Source organism: Myxococcus sp. CA005 (genome assembly GCF_006518205.1).
In the GTDB taxonomy this organism is placed as follows: Bacteria; Myxococcota; Myxococcia; order Myxococcales; family Myxococcaceae; genus Myxococcus; species Myxococcus xanthus.
Genome location: NZ_SRLV01000072.1, coordinates 28,071 through 44,814, shown reverse-complemented (window position 1 = coordinate 44,814; position 16,744 = coordinate 28,071). Strand labels below are relative to the sequence as shown.

12 protein-coding genes and 1 pseudogene are annotated in these 16,744 nt (G+C 68.4%); 9 read left to right on the top strand and 4 right to left on the bottom strand.

Annotation, left to right across the window (positions count from 1 at the left end; genetic code table 11):
- The first annotated feature begins 669 nt into the window (after positions 1–669).
- Positions 670–2,082 carry a Na+/H+ antiporter NhaA gene (nhaA, locus tag FMQ63_RS26945; RefSeq protein ID WP_011556004.1) on the top strand — a complete coding sequence of 471 codons (1,413 nt, stop codon included), beginning with the start codon at positions 670–672 and terminating at the stop codon, positions 2,080–2,082.
- A 188-nt stretch (positions 2,083–2,270) separates the two neighbouring features.
- On the top strand, positions 2,271–3,149 hold the full coding sequence (locus tag FMQ63_RS26940) for an alpha/beta hydrolase (protein WP_011556005.1): 879 nt from the start codon (positions 2,271–2,273) through the stop codon (positions 3,147–3,149).
- Positions 3,150–3,210: 61 nt separating this feature from the next.
- Here FMQ63_RS26940 and FMQ63_RS26935 read toward each other — a convergent pair whose 3' ends face one another.
- The 4 genes and pseudogenes from FMQ63_RS26935 to FMQ63_RS26920 form a co-directional block, all read right to left on the bottom strand.
- A complete protein-coding gene (locus FMQ63_RS26935; RefSeq protein WP_011556006.1) occupies positions 3,211–3,630 on the bottom strand; it encodes a VOC family protein in 420 nt (139 codons plus the stop codon).
- A gap of 95 nt (positions 3,631–3,725) precedes the next feature.
- Positions 3,726–4,703 carry a sigma-70 family RNA polymerase sigma factor gene (locus FMQ63_RS26930; RefSeq protein WP_171452326.1) on the bottom strand — a complete coding sequence of 326 codons (978 nt, stop codon included), beginning with the start codon at positions 4,701–4,703 and terminating at the stop codon, positions 3,726–3,728.
- 33 nt (positions 4,704–4,736) lie between these two features.
- Positions 4,737–4,883 (bottom strand): annotated as a pseudogene (locus FMQ63_RS26925) (Isoquinoline 1-oxidoreductase subunit); the annotation flags it as partial.
- The gene (locus tag FMQ63_RS26920) at positions 4,880–6,130 is read right to left on the bottom strand and encodes an NAD(P)/FAD-dependent oxidoreductase (protein ID WP_026114256.1); all 1,251 of its coding nucleotides are present in this window, start codon (positions 6,128–6,130) and stop codon (positions 4,880–4,882) included. The pseudogene FMQ63_RS26925 and the gene FMQ63_RS26920, both read right to left, overlap by 4 nt.
- A 206-nt stretch (positions 6,131–6,336) precedes the next feature.
- Here FMQ63_RS26920 and aroF point away from each other — a divergent pair, with 206 nt between their 5' ends.
- From aroF to FMQ63_RS26885, 7 genes are all read left to right on the top strand, one after another.
- Positions 6,337–7,362: a 3-deoxy-7-phosphoheptulonate synthase gene (gene aroF, locus FMQ63_RS26915; RefSeq protein ID WP_011556010.1), complete on the top strand. Its 1,026-nt coding sequence runs from the start codon at positions 6,337–6,339 to the stop codon at positions 7,360–7,362.
- 3 nt (positions 7,363–7,365) lie between these two features.
- On the top strand, positions 7,366–8,382 hold the full coding sequence (gene trpD, locus FMQ63_RS26910) for an anthranilate phosphoribosyltransferase (RefSeq protein WP_011556011.1): 1,017 nt from the start codon (positions 7,366–7,368) through the stop codon (positions 8,380–8,382).
- Positions 8,379–9,167 carry an indole-3-glycerol-phosphate synthase gene (locus FMQ63_RS26905; protein ID WP_011556012.1) on the top strand — a complete coding sequence of 263 codons (789 nt, stop codon included), beginning with the start codon at positions 8,379–8,381 and terminating at the stop codon, positions 9,165–9,167. Before trpD ends, FMQ63_RS26905 begins: the two co-directional genes overlap by 4 nt.
- The gene (locus FMQ63_RS26900) at positions 9,164–9,802 is read left to right on the top strand and encodes a phosphoribosylanthranilate isomerase (RefSeq protein ID WP_011556013.1); all 639 of its coding nucleotides are present in this window, start codon (positions 9,164–9,166) and stop codon (positions 9,800–9,802) included. The genes FMQ63_RS26905 and FMQ63_RS26900 overlap by 4 nt, the downstream gene beginning before the upstream one ends.
- Before the next feature lie 5 nt (positions 9,803–9,807).
- Positions 9,808–11,013 carry a tryptophan synthase subunit beta gene (trpB, locus tag FMQ63_RS26895; RefSeq protein ID WP_011556014.1) on the top strand — a complete coding sequence of 402 codons (1,206 nt, stop codon included), beginning with the start codon at positions 9,808–9,810 and terminating at the stop codon, positions 11,011–11,013.
- Entirely contained in the window at positions 11,010–11,801 is a 792-nt protein-coding gene (gene trpA / locus FMQ63_RS26890) for a tryptophan synthase subunit alpha (protein ID WP_011556015.1), read from the top strand. The genes trpB and trpA overlap by 4 nt, the downstream gene beginning before the upstream one ends.
- Before the next feature lie 281 nt (positions 11,802–12,082).
- A complete protein-coding gene (locus FMQ63_RS26885; protein WP_020478861.1) occupies positions 12,083–16,468 on the top strand; it encodes a CARDB domain-containing protein in 4,386 nt (1,461 codons plus the stop codon).
- Positions 16,469–16,744: the final 276 nt, after the last annotated feature.

Below are 16,744 nucleotides of genomic sequence, written 5' to 3'. Positions count from 1 at the left end.
AGAGACAGCATCAGCATCCATTACCCGCGCTGCACCCGCCCTCACCGGGATGTGCACTGCTGCACTGCATGGCAACCCGGTGGCGGGATATCGCCGCGCCAGGCCCCATCTCCTCCGGGCCAGGGGATGCGTGCGGTACGCTGTGGGGTCCACCGTCTTCCGGAAGGTGCAGGCGCCATGGGCTTCACCTCGAACGTCAACGGCCGGGAGCACGCCGTCGACGCGCCCGAAGACACGCCCCTCCTCTCCATCCTCGTGACGAACTGGGGCCCGGTATGGCTGCAGCGTGGGGCAAGTGCGGCGCATGTACGGTGCTGAGCAATGGCTCACCACTGCGCGCCTGTGTCGCGCCTGCGGCGGCCCTGCTGAAGGAGAAGCCTCCCAGGGTCCCACTTCGGCTGCGCTGGCCAATGCCCTCTTCGACGCCACGGGTGCCAGGCCGCGAGAGCTGCCGCTGATACCGGAGCGGCTGGCGGCGGCGCTCCAGACACGCTGAGGCGGCACCGAGGGGGCAAGCCCATGGCCCGCGCCCACGTCGACAACACTCGACGGAGGCCGCGCGCCATGTGAATCTGCGTTCGAAGTGGAAGGGTGCGGCGATGAACGCCGCAGGAACTCGGATGGTCGGGCCGCCATCCCAGCCGGCAACGCAGCCGGCGGGACCAGCGTATGTCGACGACCACGCCACCGGGGCAGTCTGCCCTTCCGCCCGAGGCCTGGGCCCCACTGCTTCGACTCTCCAGGCTCGCAGGCCGGCCACTGGAGCGCTTCCTCCATATCGAGGCGGCCAGTGGCATCCTGCTCCTCGTGGCGGCGGCCATCGCGCTCCTGTGGGCGAACTCGCCCTGGGCGGAGAGCTACGCGCACTTCTGGCACACGCCACTCGGCATCCGCGTCGGTGACTTCACCTTCGAGCGCAGCCTCGAATGGGTCGTCAACGACGGCTTGATGGCCATCTTCTTCTTCGTCGTGGGCATGGAAATTCGCCGCGAGGTCCATCAGGGCGAGCTGTCAGAGTTGCGGCGCGCCGCGCTCCCCGCCGCGGCGGCGCTGGGGGGCATGCTCGTTCCGGCGGGCCTGTACCTCCTCCTGGCGGATACCCCGGACACCCGCTCGGGGTGGGGCGTGCCCATGGCCACGGACATCGCGTTCGCGGTGGGCATCCTCACGCTCCTCGGAAGCCGGGTGCCCCCCGCCCTGCGCGTGCTCCTGCTCGCGCTCGCGGTCATCGACGACCTGGGCGCCATCATCGTCATCGCGGTGTTCTACTCATCGGGCGTGGCCATCACCGGGCTGCTCGTCGCGGCGCTGGGAATCGTGGGTGTCTTCGCGATGCAGCGGTTTGGCGTGCGCTCGAAGTGGGCCTACATCGTTCCAGCGTTCGTCGCCTGGGCGGGCGTCTACTCCGCGGGGATTCATCCGACGATCGCGGGCGTCATCATCGGGCTCATCACGCCGGTGCGCACCTGGCTCGGTCCGGAAGGATTCGTCACCGGCGCTCGGACCGAACTCGAACACATCGCCCAGGCGCAGCCAGGCGAGCTGTCCTCCCATCACCTGTCGGAGACCTTGCGCCGGGTCGATGCCGCGCGCCGTGAGGCCATGTCGCCTTCGGAGAGCCTGATTGCCACGCTGCATCCGTGGGTGGCGTTCGGCATCATGCCGGTGTTCGCGCTCGCGAACGCGGGGGTGCCGATTTCCAGTGAACCGCTCGATGCGGCGTCGTGGACCGTGGCCCTCGCGACGGCCACCGGGCTCCTGGTGGGCAAGCCCCTGGGCGTGATTGGCGCCTGCTGGCTCGCACTGCGCCTGCGGCTCGCGACGTTGCCGAAGGGCCTGGGCATGCGGGAGCTGCTGGTGCTGGGAAGCACCGCGGGCATCGGCTTCACCATGGCCCTGTTCATCGCGCAGTTGGCCTTCACGGAGACGAAGCTGCTCGCCGCAGGGAAGCTGGGGGTACTGGCCGCGAGCGGGGCCGCCGCCGTCGTCGCACTCGTCCTGGGACGGTGGTTGCTCACCACTTCGGCCCGGCCCGGCGCCGCGAGGTCCGTGGACGAGGCGGAGCGTTCGACGGCGCTATGACGCCGCCCAGCCCCAGGTGTCCGCCACGCGCCACGACGCCAACGACGTCACGGGGACGCAGGTGGGCTTCCGGCTCCCCACCGATGTCGCAGGAGTCATCATCGAGGTGCGCTGGCCCGAGCTCGCGCACTTGGACGCCTCCTGGCGACGCATCCAGGGCTCGGGCACTATCCCGGTCACGAGCCTCGATGGCTCGTCGAACACTGCGGGAGCAAGTGATGCGGACATCGATGAAATGCATGGGGCTGTTGTTGCTCGTCCTGGGAGGCGCGTGCGCGAGCACCCGGCCCGCCGTGACCGAGCCCGTGCCTCCCCACCAGACATTCACCATCGAGTCCGCGAAGCTGAAGGAGCCCCGCCACATCACCGTCTACCTGCCGCCGGGCTACACGACGGCGGCGGAGAGCCGCTTCCCGGTGCTCTACATGCCCGATGGCGGCCTGAAGGAAGACTTCCCGCACCTGGCCACCACCGTCGACACGGCCATCCGCGCGGGCGAGCTGCGGCCCCTCATCATCGTGGGAATCGAAAACACCGTGCGGCGGCGGGACATGACGGGCCCGACCACGGTGGCATCGGACCTGGAGGTCGCCCCCGTCACGGGAGGCTCGGCGACGTTCCGAGCCTTCATCCACGAAGAGTTGATGCCGGAGGTGGAGCGCCGCTACCGGGTGACGCAAGAGCGGGCCATCATCGGCGAGTCGCTCGCGGGCTACTTCATCGTGGAGACGTTCTTCCTCCAGCCGGAACTGTTCGGCACCTACCTCGCGCTGAGCCCCAGCCTGTGGTGGAACGCGGAGTCGTTGGTGAAGGGGGCGGGTGAATGGTTCGCGGCCCGGCCGGACCTGCGCGCGGGACTTTACGTGTCCTCCGCCAATGAAACGGGCGACATCGTCCCCGCCGTGGCGAGGCTCCAGGACGTCCTCCGAACCAGCGCACCCGCGGGCCTGAAGTGGGAAGTCGAACCCCGGCCCGACTTGCGCCACGACAACATCTACCGGGAGAGCTCGCCCAGCGTGCTGCGCAAGTGGCTGCCTCCCGTGGTGGCCGCTGAACGCGCGCCCTGACGCAGCGCCCACGCGCCGCGCGGAAGCCCTGGGCATCCACGCGGCGCACCACGTCCGCAAACTACTGCGGAGGCATCTGGTTCGGGTCCATCCAGGCCACCTCCCAGTGGTGACCATCCGGGTCGTAGAAGCTCCCGCCGTACATGAAGCCCATGTCCATGGCGTCCGCCGCGGGTGAACCACCGTTCGCCAGCGCGGTCTTCACCATCTCATCGACATCCTCTCGGCTGTTGGCGGACAGCGCATAGGTGCCGGCGGTGCTCTGCGTCGCATCGTGCAGGGGCTTCTTGATGAAGTCCTTGAAGCGGGTATGCGTGAGGAGCATCACGAACGCGTCCTCGCCCACCACCATGCAGGTGGCGTGCTCGTCGGTGAAGTCCTTGTTGAACTCGAAGCCCAACTTCGTGAAGAAGTCCACCGACCGCTTCAGGTCGGCCACGGGCAGGTTGAGGAAGAGCTTACGGGGACGGCTGACCTTCATGTTCGCCTCCAGGGCGGGTGGGTTACGAGGGCTTTGACTCCCGAGGCGGACCGAATTCATCGGTCTTTTTTCAGAAAGATTCTCCGCCCCCCCGCCTACCGAGGGAGCTCCTGGGGAAGGCCGAACCGCGGGAACAACGCCTCCGTATCGAGGAAATGGGTCATCGCCGCGATGCGTCCACCGGACAGCTCCAGGACGATGAGCGACCACGGCTTGAAGGGCCCGCCGTCACTGCTCGCGTGGTACTGCCCATAGGCCGGTGAGCCACAGGCCTCGGTCCTCACCAGCCGGGAGTCCCTGCAGACCGCCCCTCGCCCGAGGAACCAACCGCGAATGGACGCGTGCCCCTGGAGCCACAGCGTGTACGGGGGCATGGAGAGGGTGACTTCCTCGTGGAGAATCGCGGTGAAGGCGTCCATGTCGTAGCGCTCGAACGCATCCACGTAACGATTCAGCAGCGCCACCTGCGCGTCGGACTGAGGCACCCGGAACTCGGAGTCTTCCAGCCGCAGGTCCGACACAGTCACCCGGGCACGCTGGAGCGCGCTGTTGACCGAGGCGACCGACGTCTCCAGCGTCTCGGCGATCTCCGTGGCTGGCCAGCCCAGGACCTCGGCCAGCAGCAGCACCGCGCGCTGCTTGGGGGGCAGGTGTTGAAGCGCCGCGAGGAACGCGAGCCGGATGCTCTGACGCAGTGACGCCTGCTCGGAGGGGTCCACGTCCGACGGCACCGCCAGCGCGTCCGGAATGGGCTCAATCCAACTGTTCGCCGGCAGTGGCGTCAGCGGCCCGTCGATGGAGTACGCGGGCCCCAGCTCCATCGGCCGCGCGCGGCGCCCGCTCGCCGACAAGGCGTCCAGGCACACGCGGGTGGCGATGGAGTACAGCCAGGTCCGTGGAGACGCACGGCCCTCGAACCGGTCCCTCGCGCGCCAGGCGCGCACCATCGTCTCCTGGACGGCGTCATCCGCCTCCGAGACAGAACCCAGCATGCGATAGCAATGGCCCATGAGCGCCGAGCGGTGCGCCTCGAAGCCAAATGCCTGCTTCCCAGAATCCGGAAGGTCCTTCATCAACGGGCGGTCTATCAGTCCCAGCAGGTCATGTCAGGGGCTCGGACAGGCAGCCCCCGTATCAATCCACGCGCGGATGAGCTCACCCAATGCACGCTGAGTGCCCGGCACGGGCTCCAGGCCAGGACCCGGGTCCCAACCCCACCCCACCAGGACGTCCTCGGCCATGTGGTGTCTCATTCGCGTTCCAACTCTCTCAGGACGGCCTCCGCGGCGCGGCGGCCCGACACCAGCGCGCCGTCGATGGAGGCATTGTCACGGTGGTCTCCACACACGAACAGTCCCGGTGACAGCCGCACCGGCCGGCGAGGCGGCTCCAACACCTCCGGAGGCTGCGCGGGCAGCGCGAGCGGAATCGCATAGGTGCGCAGGTGCCGCCATGCGGACACGGCCGGACCGAACCAGTCCGTCAGCTCCGCGAGCACCTCGGCTTGCAGCGTGGCCAGGTCCGGCGTGGCGCCGACAACGGACACGGACACGAGCGCCTGTCCCCGCGGCGCATACGCCGGTGACACCTCGCTCATCACCGCCACGTTGTTCACCCGGCCCCGGCCCTCGCCATTGAGCAGCAGCCAGGGCCCTTCCACGGGCGGCTCCGGCGCGGCGAAGTAGAGGCACGTCACCCGGTTCATCACCGGTGGCACCATGCCCGGCAGCAGCTCCACCGCGCTCGCCGGGTCCGTGGCCACCACCACCGCCCTGGCGCCAATCAACTCTCCGTCCGCCAGACGCACGCGGTGTCCCCACACGTCCGCCACCGGCGCGCGCATCCGCAGCAGGCCCGACGGAAGGCGCGCCGACAGTTGCGCTGGAATGGCGCCCATCCCTGACTCCGGAACCGCCGCGTATCCGGATGAGAACATGCGGAAGACGAACTCCAGGAAGCGGCTGGAGGTGGTCAGCTCCCGCTCCAGGAAGATGCCAGCGAAGAAGGGACGCAGGAACGACTCACGCAAGGCCTCCGTGAAGCCCAGTTCGTCCAGGTAGCGCCGCGACGTGCGTGACGGCCGATGCCACACGTCCTCCACCTCACCGGAGAGCGCCAACTGCCTCAGTTCCAGGATGCGCAGCTTGTCCCCGAACGTCCCCACGGGAGCAAACAGGTGCCCGAGCGCCTCCACGGGGCGCCGCAGCGGGTCCGCGACCGTGTGCAACTTGCCACCCCGCCACACCTTCGCGCCGGGGGCGAACCTGCGCAACGTCAGCGCCTCAAGGTCCAACGTGCGCCGGCCCTCCGGATACGCGGACAGGTACACCTGGAAGCCTCTGTCTAGCAGAAAGCCCTCATGGACATCCGTGCGAACCCTGCCCCCCGGTGCGTCACTGCCCTCTAGCAACAACACCTTCACCCGTGACGCGACGAGCGCCCGCGCGCACGCCAACCCCGCGAGCCCTGCCCCGACGACGATGACCTCCGGATTCGACACGCACGCGCCTCCACACTTCCCGCTCAAGAAAAGCGCCCACGCTCGCTTGATAAGCGTGGGAGGCGCAAGGGAGACTCGGAAGCGGTTGCGGGCAACAGACACTTGATGCAGAAACACCGGCTGTTGCCCGTCCCACCCATGCAACCAAGCGCCGGAATGCTCCCGGCCCACAGCACCCCTCGGAGCGAGAGAAAGCAGGCAGCCCCATGTTGATCGTGATGCGACCCGACGCGACGGCCCAGGACATCGAGCGTGTGAACGACGAGATCCGCCGCCGTGGTTGGCAACCGCACGCGATTCCAGGGGGCACTCGCACGGCCGTTGGCATCACCGGAAACCCGGGCGCGGTGGAACCGGAGCCCTTCCGCGTGCTCCCTGGCGTCGCTGACGCCGTGGCCATCTCCCAGCCGTTCAAGCTCGTCAGCCGCGAGGTGAAGCCGGACGACACGCAGCTGCGCATCGGCGACCTGACGATTGGCGGCTCCGCCTTCCACGTCATCGCCGGCCCGTGCTCGGTGGAGTCGCGCGAGCAGATTCTCTCCACCGCCCACGCGGTGAAGAAGGCGGGTGCCACCATGCTGCGTGGCGGTGCGTTCAAGCCGCGCACCAGCCCCTATGAGTTCCAGGGCCTCAAGGGTGACGGCCTGGCGCTGCTGGCCGAGGCGCGCCAGGAGACGGGCCTGCTCGTCACCACCGAGGTGAAGGACACCGCGACGCTCCAGGCCGTCGCCGACACCACGGACATCCTTCAGATTGGCGCGCGCAACATGCAGAACTTCAGCCTGCTGGAGGCCGTGGGGGACCTGCGCAAGCCGGTGATGCTCAAGCGCGGCATGAGCGCCACCATCAAGGAACTGCTGATGGCGGCCGAGTACATCGTCGCCCGCGGCAACACGCAGGTCATCCTCTGCGAGCGCGGCATCCGCACCTTCGAAACGATGACGCGCAACACGCTGGACCTCAACGCGGTGCCCATGCTGAAGGCGCTCTCGCACCTGCCCGTCTTCGTGGACCCGTCGCACGGCATCGGCGTGCGCAAGGCGGTGCCGGCGATGATGCGCGCGGCGACGGCGGTGGGGGCGGACGGCATCATCGTCGAGGTGCACCCCGACCCGCCGCGCGCGAAGTCGGACGGCGCCCAGTCGCTGGACTTCTCCGAGTTCGAGAAGTCCATGAACGAGGTCCGCGCCATCGCCCAGGCGATGGGCCGCGAAGTGGTCAGGCTGGGATAGGCCATGACACTCAAGGAAGCGCTGGGCAAGGTGGTGGGCCGGCGCGACCTCACCCGCGAGGAGATGACCCGCATCATGGGTCTGATGCTCGCCGGGGAGGCTTCGCCTGCCCAGGTTGGCGCGCTGGCGACAGCGCTGAAGATGAAGGGTGAGACGGAGGATGAAATCCTCGGCGCGGCGGAGGCCATGCGGGCCTGCGCGGCGAAGCTGTCCCCGCGTGCCGACGTGGTGCTCGACACCTGCGGCACCGGTGGCGACGGCGCGCACACCTTCAACATCTCCACCGCGGTGGCCTTCGTGGCCGCCGGGGCCGGAGTGACGGTGGCCAAGCATGGCAACCGCGCGGTCTCCAGCCGCTGTGGCAGCGCGGACGTGCTGGCGGCGCTGGGCGTCTCCATGGAGCGTCCGCACGAGCGCGTGGCCAGGGACATCGACGAGCACGGCGTGGGCTTCCTCTTCGCGCCCTCGCACCACGGGGCCCTGCGGCACGTGGCGCAGGCGCGGCGGGACATGGGGTTCCACAGCGTGTTCAACCTGCTGGGGCCGCTGACGAACCCGGCGGGCGCGCGCTACCAGCTCCTGGGAACGTTCGACGGCAAGCGCGTGGAGCAGACGGCGCGCGTGCTGGGCCGGCTCGGCAGCCGCCGCGCGTGGGTGGTGCACGGCCATGACGGGCTGGATGAAATCTCCCCGTGCAGCGCCACGCAGGTCGCGGAGCTGCGCGAGGACGGCACGGTCCACACCTTCACGGTGTCGCCCCAGGACGCGGGGCTGGACGTAGTGCCTCGTGAGGCCATCGCGGGTGGCGACGCGGAGGAGAACGCCCAGCGGCTGCGCGCGCTGCTGGACGGCGAGCGCTCGGGGCTGCGCACGGCGGTGCTGCTCAACGCGGCGGCGGCGCTCGTCGTCGTGGGACTGGCGGCGGACCTGCGTGACGGCGTGCGGAAGGCGGAGCAGGCCATCGACTCGGGCGCGGCCCGCAACAAGCTCTCCGCCCTCATCGAAGGGGGCTTGTCATGAGCACGACGGGAACGTTGGACCGCATCATGGCGCGCAAACGCCAGGAACTTGAAGCGCGTCCGCCCATGGCACCTCGCCCCCGGCCCACGCCCCGCGACTTCGCCCAGGGGCTGGTGACCCACCGCTCCGGGCGGCGAGTGAGCGTCATCGCGGAGGTGAAGCGCAAGAGCCCTTCGGGCGGGGACTTCCCCCACGCGGACGTGGTGGCGGTGGCCCGAGCCTATGAAGCCGCGGGCGCCAGTGCCATCAGCGTGCTGACGGATGGGCCGGACTTCGGCGGCAGCCTGGAGGACCTCGTGGCCGTGCGGGCGGCGGTGTCGCTGCCCGTGCTGCGCAAGGACTTCCTCGTGGCGGCGCGCGAGGTGGAGGAGAGCGCGCAGTGGGGCGCGGACGCGGTGCTGCTCATCGCCGACGCGCTGGAGGATGGCGAGCTGCGGGAGATGGTCGCCACCGCGAAAGCGGTGGGCGTGGCCGCGCTGGTGGAAGCCCACACGGAGGCGCACGCCGAGCGCGCGCTGGCCGCGGGCGCGAAGCTGGTGGGCATCAACAACCGCAACCTCGCCACGCTGAAGACGGACACGGGCACGGCCCTGCGGGTGATGCCGAACCTGCGCTCCCGGGCCCGGGTGCTGGTGGCGGAGAGCGGCCTCAAGTCCCTGGCGGACCTGGTGGCGGCGCAGGAAGCGGGAGCGGACGCCGTCCTGGTGGGTGAGTCCCTGCTTCGAGAGCCCGACCCCGGACACGCGCTGCGGAGGCTGCTCGGGGTGAAGGACGCGGCGCCATGAGTGTCCGCGTGAAGGTGTGCGGCGTCACGCGCCTGTCCGACGCGGTGGCCGCGTGGGAGGCAGGCGTGGACGCGCTGGGCCTCAACTTCTACCCGAAGTCCCCCCGCTACCTGGACCTCCCCACGGCGGCGGCCCTGGCCCGTACGCGGCCTCCCCTGGGCACGGTGCTGGGCGTGTTCGTCAACGCGGCGCCGGACACCATCCGGGAGACGGTGCGCGCCTGTGGCCTCACGGCCGTGCAGCTCCATGGGGACGAGCCCCCGGAGGCCTGTTCGGGGTACGGGGTGCCTGTCATCAAGGCGCTGCGAGTCACGGGGCCGGAAGACGTGGTCCGGGCTCGGACGTATGTGGGCGTAGGAGACGTCGCGGGGCTGCTGCTCGACGGCGCGGCGCCGGGGTATGGCGGCGGCGGCGTGGGCTTCGACTGGTCGCTCGTCGCGGGGCTGGCGGGAAGCGGCGTGCCCGTGCTGGTGGCGGGAGGCCTGCGGCCCTCCAACGTGGCCGAGGCGGTGCGCGCGACGCGGCCGTACGGCGTGGATGTGGCCAGTGGCGTGGAATCCGCCCCTGGCATCAAGGACGTGGAAGCGGTGCGCGCCTTCGTGCGCGCCGCGAAGTCCATCAACCTCTGGGAGTGACAGACATGACCACGGAGACTGCCGCCGGCCGCTTCGGGCGCTACGGCGGACGCTACGTTCCGGAGACACTGGTTCCCGCGCTGCAGGAGCTGGAAGAGGCCTACGCCACGGCGAGCGCGGACCCGGCCTTCGGCGAGGAGGTCGCCCGCGTGCTGCGCGAGTACGTGGGCCGCCCCACCACGCTGACGCCCGCCCGGCGCCTCACGGAGGCCTGGGGCGGCGCGAATGTGTGGCTCAAGCGCGAGGACCTGGCGCACACCGGTGCGCACAAAATCAACAACACCGTGGGTCAGGTGCTGCTCGCCAAGCGGATGGGCAAGAAGCGCATCATCGCGGAGACGGGCGCGGGCCAGCACGGCGTCGCCACCGCCACCGCGTGCGCGCTCTTCGGCCTGCCCTGCGAGGTGTACATGGGCGCGCTGGACGTGGAGCGGCAGGCGCTCAACGTCTTCCGCATGCGCGCGCTGGGCGCGGTGGTACGGCCGGTGGAGTCCGGCTCGCGCACGCTGAAGGACGCGATGAACGAGGCCATGCGCACCTGGGTGTCGCAGGTGTCGGACACGCACTACGTCATCGGCAGCGCGGCGGGGCCGCATCCGTATCCGACGGTGGTGCGTGACTTCCAGACCGTCATCGGCCGCGAGCTGCGGACGCAAGCCCAGGCGGCCTTTGGCGGCCTGCCGGATGCCATCATCGCGTGCGTCGGGGGCGGCTCGAATGCCATTGGCGTGCTGCACCCGTTCATTGGCGACGCCAGCGTGCGGCTGGTGGGCGTGGAGGCGGGAGGCCACGGCCTGGATACGAAGCAGCACGGCGCTTCGCTGACGCTGGGGACAGAGGGCGTGCTGCACGGCTCGCGCTCGCTGGTGCTCCAGGACGAGGACGGCCAGATTCAGGAGGCGCACAGCATCTCCGCGGGCCTGGACTATCCCGGCGTGGGCCCGGAGCTGGCGCACCTGGCGAAGACGGGCCGCATGGAGGTCCGCATCGCCACGGACGACGAGGCGCTGGCGGCCTTCTACGAGGTGGCGCGCCTGGAAGGCATCCTCCCCGCGCTGGAGACGTCCCACGCCTTCGCGCGCGGCCGGGAGCTGGCGCGTGAGCTGGGGGCGGGCAAGCACCTGGTCATCAATTGCTCGGGCCGCGGAGACAAGGACGTGGCCACGATTTCCGCGCGGGGCGTGCCTCCGCCGGTGGGGGTGAAGGCATGAGCGGCGAGATTGCACGGACTTTCGCCCAGGCGAAGGCACGGGGCGAAGGCGTACTGGTGACCTATGCCATGGCGGGCGACCCGGACCTGCCCCGTTCGGTGGACGTGTTCGCCGCGCTGGTCGAGGGCGGCGCGGACGTGCTGGAGATTGGCGTGGCGTTCAGCGACCCCATCGCCGACGGCCCCGTCATCCAGGGCGCGGCGGAGCGAGCGCTCAAGGCCGGCTCCACGCTCAAGCGCGTGCTGGACGAGGTGGTGCCGGCGGTACGCAAGCGATGTCCCCAGACGCCGCTGGTCATCATGACGTACGTCAACCTCATCATGGCCATGGGCGAGGCGCGTTACGCGAAGCTCGCACGCGAGCGCGGCGTGTCTGGAACCATCCTCCCCGACCTGCCGCCCGAGGAGAGCGCGAGCCTGCGCGCCACGTTCGACGCGGAGGGCATGGACCTGATTCCCCTGTGCGCCCCCACGACGCCCCCGGCGCGGGCGCAGGCCATCGCGAAGGATGGCCGTGGCTTTGTCTATTGCGTGTCCGTGTCGGGCGTGACGGGCATGCGCGCGGAGCTGCCGCCGGACCTTTCACAGCGATTGGATTTGGTGCGCAAGGCCGCGACCGTGCCCGTGGTGGCAGGCTTTGGCATCTCCACGGCGGAACAGGCACGCATGCTGTCTGCCCATGCGGACGGCGTCGTGGTGGGCAGCGCGCTGGTGCGTGCCGCGCACACCGAGGGCCTCGAGGCGGCGAAGGCGCTCTGCGCCGACATCAAGCGCGGGCTGCGACGCTGAGGCGCGGCTGCAAACGCTCTCTCCAAGCTGAAAATTCAGGGATAATCCCACACCCCGTATAAGCACTCCGGCTCTCCGCATGTGCCCGCATCAGGCGGGCACTTGCGCGAGGACATTCCTCCGGAGGCAACATGCAGCAACGGCGAAGGCCGTCTTGGAGCAGGACGTTCCTGCTGACAGCAGGTCTGTTGGCGGGAACGGGCTGTGGGGGCAACGCGGCGCCCACCGAGCCCGAACAGCTCAGGAGTCAGCCGCAAAGCCGGGGCTTTGGCCCCGACCTCGTGGTTCGAGAGCTACGAGGCCCCAGCAGTATTCGGTTCGGTGAGCCCTTCACGACCATCGTGAAGGTCTGCAACGAAGGCACAGCGCCCGCGCAGAGCCCCATAGGTCCCATCCAGACGGACTTGTACCTGTCCATGGATGGCACGCTCTCCTGGCCCGACCCGAGCTTGCCACCCCCGACGGACCAGGTGCTCCTCGCCACGCTGGAGGTCAGCGCGCTGGCGGCCGGCCACTGCGAGACGCGAGCCTTCACCGGCTCCGCTACGCTGCCGGGGCCCCAAACGGACGGAATCTACTACCTCGGAGCCATCACCGACGTGCACCAGACCCTCGTCGAACTGGACGAGGCCAACAACACCGCGGTGACCGCGCTGGGCATCGGAAACCGGCCGGACCTCGTCGTCACGGAGCTTCGTGGCCCCACGAGCGTCACGGACAGCGGGACGGTCGCATCGACGCTCAAGGTGTGCAACCAAGGCACCAACGTGTCGGACGACACCATCGTGGAGCTTTACCTCTCCACGAACGGCACGCTGTCACTTCCAACGACGGGCGGACCTCCCCCCACGAATCAGGCCTCACAGGGAACGGTGGAAGTGCCCGAACTGCTCCCGGCCCACTGTGCCATCCGCCACGCCTCTTTCCCGGTGATATTGCCGCCCGGCGCGACACCTGGTCAGCCGCTCTACCTGGGCGCCATCGCCGATACGCCCGAGTTCTCCACGGAACTCAACGAGGACAACAACGTCTTCGTGGGGGACCTCGTCGCCATGGGAGCGGGACCGGACCTCGTCGTCACCTCGGTGCACGCCCCCACCAGCATCCAAAGCGGAGACCTGCTGGGCGCCTCCGTGAGGGTTTGCAACCACGGCACGCTGCCCGCGAATCCCAGCTCGCTCGAGCTGTACCTCTCCGTGGATGGCAACGTCACCGTGCCAGGCAGCGGCAGCCCACCGCCGCCGGGACAGGAACGGGTGGGCCAGACGGATGTGCCCCTCCTGAACCCTGGCATTTGCATCACTCGCAACGTCCAGGGCGCCGCGACGTTCCCAGCCGGCGCACCCGTGGATGGCGCCCTCTTCCTGGCCGCCATCATCGATTCCACGCAAGACATCCCTGAACTGCGTGAGGACAATAACGCCTTCACCCAGGGACTCATCGGCGCAGGTGCGCGCCCGGACCTCGTCGTGACCGCGGTTCGTGCTCCGGCCAGCGTGGCCCCTTCGGCATCTTGGGCCCCTGTCAGCGTCACGGTATGCAACGAGGGGACCGTCGCTGCCTCGGCGGTCCCGGTGGATATCTACCTGTCCATGGTGCCGACGCTGGACTCGCCTGCCATGGGGGGACTGCTACACGGGACCCAGTTCAAGGTCGGCGGATTCGGCCTCTCCAGCGTCGAAGCAGGGCGTTGCGTCACACGCGAGGAGCCCATCACCCTGGACCGGCCCCTGGGTGCGCCACCCCAACTCCAAGCATTCTACGTGGGCGCCATTGTCGACCCCAGGTCGAACATCGTGGAGCTTCGCGAGGACAACAATGCCTTTGTCGGTGAGCAAATGGGTCTCGGCAACGGGCCGGACCTGGCCATCACCTCCGTGAAGGGCCCCGCCAGCAGCATGCCTGGCGACGTGCCTGTCACCGCCCGCATCTGCAATCAGGGCACCGTGGCCTCACAGAACACCCAGGTGGAGTTCTACCTGGCCGCGCATGCCTTCCTGAATGCTCCGATTCAGGGGGGCTCGCCTTACAACGCCGACCCGCATACGGCGTTCTCCATTGGGATGCACCAGGTGCCATCGTTGGATGCGGGCGAGTGCAGGACGATCTCCACCCTTGCTACCGCGATGAGCTTCCCCGCGGAGTACATCGACAAGGCGTTCAATCTTGGAGCCATCATCGACCCATACGCGCAGGACAATGAACTCCGCGAAGACAACAACACCTTCGTCGGAGACTTCATGGGCCTGGGCCACCGTCCTGACCTGGTGGTCACTGCCATCGATGCTCCCGCCAGCGTGCGCGACAGCATCCTCTTCGCGACCACCCTGACCGTCTGCAACCAGGGCACCTATTCCTCCGAGCCCACGATGGCGCAGGTGTATCTGTCCACCGAACCCCACCTGGTGCTGCCAGATTGGAGCGGGCATGGAACTCCGCTCCCGTGGAGTCAAACGCCCGTGGGCGACGTGAGCATCCCCACCCTGCACGTCGGGCACTGCTTCACAGGGCAAGTGACTGGCGCGGCCTACATCCCGCCCGGCTCGCACGGCGAGGCCATCTATCTGGGCGCCATCATCGATGCGAACGACTCCATCGAGGAGCTCCGCGAGGAGAACAACGCCTTCGTGCGCGGCCGCATCGGCGTAGGGAGCAAGGCGGACCTCGTCGTCACCGCCATCAACGCTCCGACAAGCGCGCGAATCCACAGTGCCTTCACCGCCACCGTGACGGTTTGCAACCAGGGCACCGACTACGCGAGTTCCTCGGACCTGGAACTCCACTTCTCGACCCTGCCCACGTTGGAAATGCCACGGTGGTTCGGTTCGGGCTCCCCCCTGCCCGTCACCCAGGCCCCCATCGGCAACATCTCAGTGCCACACCTGGACGCGGGCCACTGCATTTCCCAATCCATCCAGGCCTCTACAGAGTTGCCACCCGACGCACTGTTTGCCCAACCCCTGTACCTGGGCGCCATCATCAACGGATGGGGCAACGTCGACGAACTGCGCGAGGACAACAACACCTTCGTGAGCGGAATCATCGGCGTCGGTGATGGCCCTGACCTTGTCATCACGGCGGTGCAGGCGCCTCCGAATGTCGGGCCGTTCGCGACGTTTCACCCGACCGTCACGGTTTGCAATCAGGGGACGGAGCCCTCGAACAGCACCCTCGTGGAGTTCCACCTCTCCACGGAAGAGGCGCTCGTCATGCCGCGCTGGAGTGGACCCGGCAATCCACTGCCACCGACGCAGCAGCCCATTGGCGAGCTGAGTGTCCCCCTCCTGAATCCAGGGAGGTGCTTCACGGGAAGCGCTGTCGCAACACTGACGCTGCCGCCCGCGACATCCCCTGACCAGAAACTCTACCTGGGTGCCCTGGTCGATGGGATGCAATCCCAGGAGGAGCTGCGTGAAGACAACAACATCTTCATGAGCGGACGCATGGGCGTGGGCCATGCGTCCGACCTGGTCATCACGTCACTCACGGGCCCCGCGAGCGTCGAAGCCAACACCGCGTTCACCGCCACGGTCACCGTCTGCAATCAAGGCACGTCCGAATCCTATCCCACGGAACTGGAGGTCCACCTCTCCACCGACGCAAGCATGGCCATGCCCGAATGGTACGGCCCGGGAATCCCGATACCCGCCAGCCAGGTGTACGCCGGCGAGTTCGGAGTCCCCGCCTTGGGTATCGACGATTGCATCACGCTGCAGGTGCCCTCCTGGTCGAACCTTCCTGTCCTGGCCCAGCCCGAACAGCCCTTGTATCTCGGCGCGGCCATCAATCCGGACCTGCTCGCGGGTGAGCTGCGCGAGGACAACAACACCTTCGTCGGTGACATCATGGGTGTTGGCGCCGGTCCCGACCTGATTGTCACCGCGGTGCAAGCGCCCGTCAGCGTGGAACGCAACGGCAACTTCACTGCCTCGGTGACAGTCTGCAATCAGGGCACCCAGGCATCGGGCAGCGTGCAGTTGGACCTGTACTTCTCCACCCGGGCCCAGGTCGTGATGCCTCAGTGGAATGCACCAGGTTTCCCCTACCCGCGCACGCAAGCACTCATCGGCGCCTGGAACGTGCAGCCCCTGAATCCGGGACAATGCACCACAGAGCCCGTCCTCGCGTGGGTGGAACTGCCCGAGGAGGCCGAGCCCCATCACCCGCTGTATCTGGGCGCGATCATTGACTCGAACCAGGCGCAGGCCGAGCTGCGCGAAGACAACAACATCTTCGTCAGCGGACTCATGGGTGTGGGCAACCAGCCAGACCTGGTCGTCACCTCCGTCTCCGGCCCCAACTCCGTGAGAACGGGAACAACCTTCACCGCCACCGTGCAGGTCTGCAACCATGGCACCGCGCCCACCAACGGCTCCATGGATGTGGCGCTGTACCTGTCGAGCAACAACACGCTCGAATTCCCCTATCAAAGCTGGCCGGGCGTCCCCCCCGACAGTCAGAGCCAGATTGGAGTGATGACCGTGCAATCTCTGCACGCCGGGCAGTGCGTCACGCGCAACACGCAGGTGACGGTCAACACGCCTCCGGATTCTGGCCCCACTGGGTTCTTCTACCTGGGCGCCCTCGTCGACCCATGGCAGAACCTCGAGGAACTGCGCGAGGACAACAACGTCCTCGCGGACCGGTTCATCGCGGTGATGCCGTAGTCGTCGTGGTCTGAGAACGGGCCCGGCCGAGCGCATCGACGTTCGGCCGGGCCTTGCTTCGAAGTCGCATGCATCCCAGAAAGAATGCCAGCCACCTGCCTGCAATTCTTACACACCCGCGGTGCCGCGTTCCGTCCTCGGCGTCAGTGCCTCCTGCCGTCACGTGCCCATCTGGCTGGAAGTTCCGGACAAGAACAAGTCCCCCGGGACATCCTCCCGCCACTCCCATGACATTCCCAAACAGCACCATTCGACATCCGGGCGCCCTTGAGGGCA

Coding starts and splice junctions, on each gene's coding strand:
- nhaA (WP_011556004.1), top strand. CDS start 670: ATGTCGACGACCACGCCACCGGGGCAGTCTGCCCTTCCGCCCGAGGCC.
- FMQ63_RS26940 (WP_011556005.1), top strand. CDS start 2,271: ATGGCTCGTCGAACACTGCGGGAGCAAGTGATGCGGACATCGATGAAA.
- FMQ63_RS26935 (WP_011556006.1), bottom strand. CDS start 3,630: ATGAAGGTCAGCCGTCCCCGTAAGCTCTTCCTCAACCTGCCCGTGGCC.
- FMQ63_RS26930 (WP_171452326.1), bottom strand. CDS start 4,703: ATGAAGGACCTTCCGGATTCTGGGAAGCAGGCATTTGGCTTCGAGGCG.
- aroF (WP_011556010.1), top strand. CDS start 6,337: ATGTTGATCGTGATGCGACCCGACGCGACGGCCCAGGACATCGAGCGT.
- trpD (WP_011556011.1), top strand. CDS start 7,366: ATGACACTCAAGGAAGCGCTGGGCAAGGTGGTGGGCCGGCGCGACCTC.
- FMQ63_RS26905 (WP_011556012.1), top strand. CDS start 8,379: ATGAGCACGACGGGAACGTTGGACCGCATCATGGCGCGCAAACGCCAG.
- FMQ63_RS26900 (WP_011556013.1), top strand. CDS start 9,164: ATGAGTGTCCGCGTGAAGGTGTGCGGCGTCACGCGCCTGTCCGACGCG.
- trpB (WP_011556014.1), top strand. CDS start 9,808: ATGACCACGGAGACTGCCGCCGGCCGCTTCGGGCGCTACGGCGGACGC.
- trpA (WP_011556015.1), top strand. CDS start 11,010: ATGAGCGGCGAGATTGCACGGACTTTCGCCCAGGCGAAGGCACGGGGC.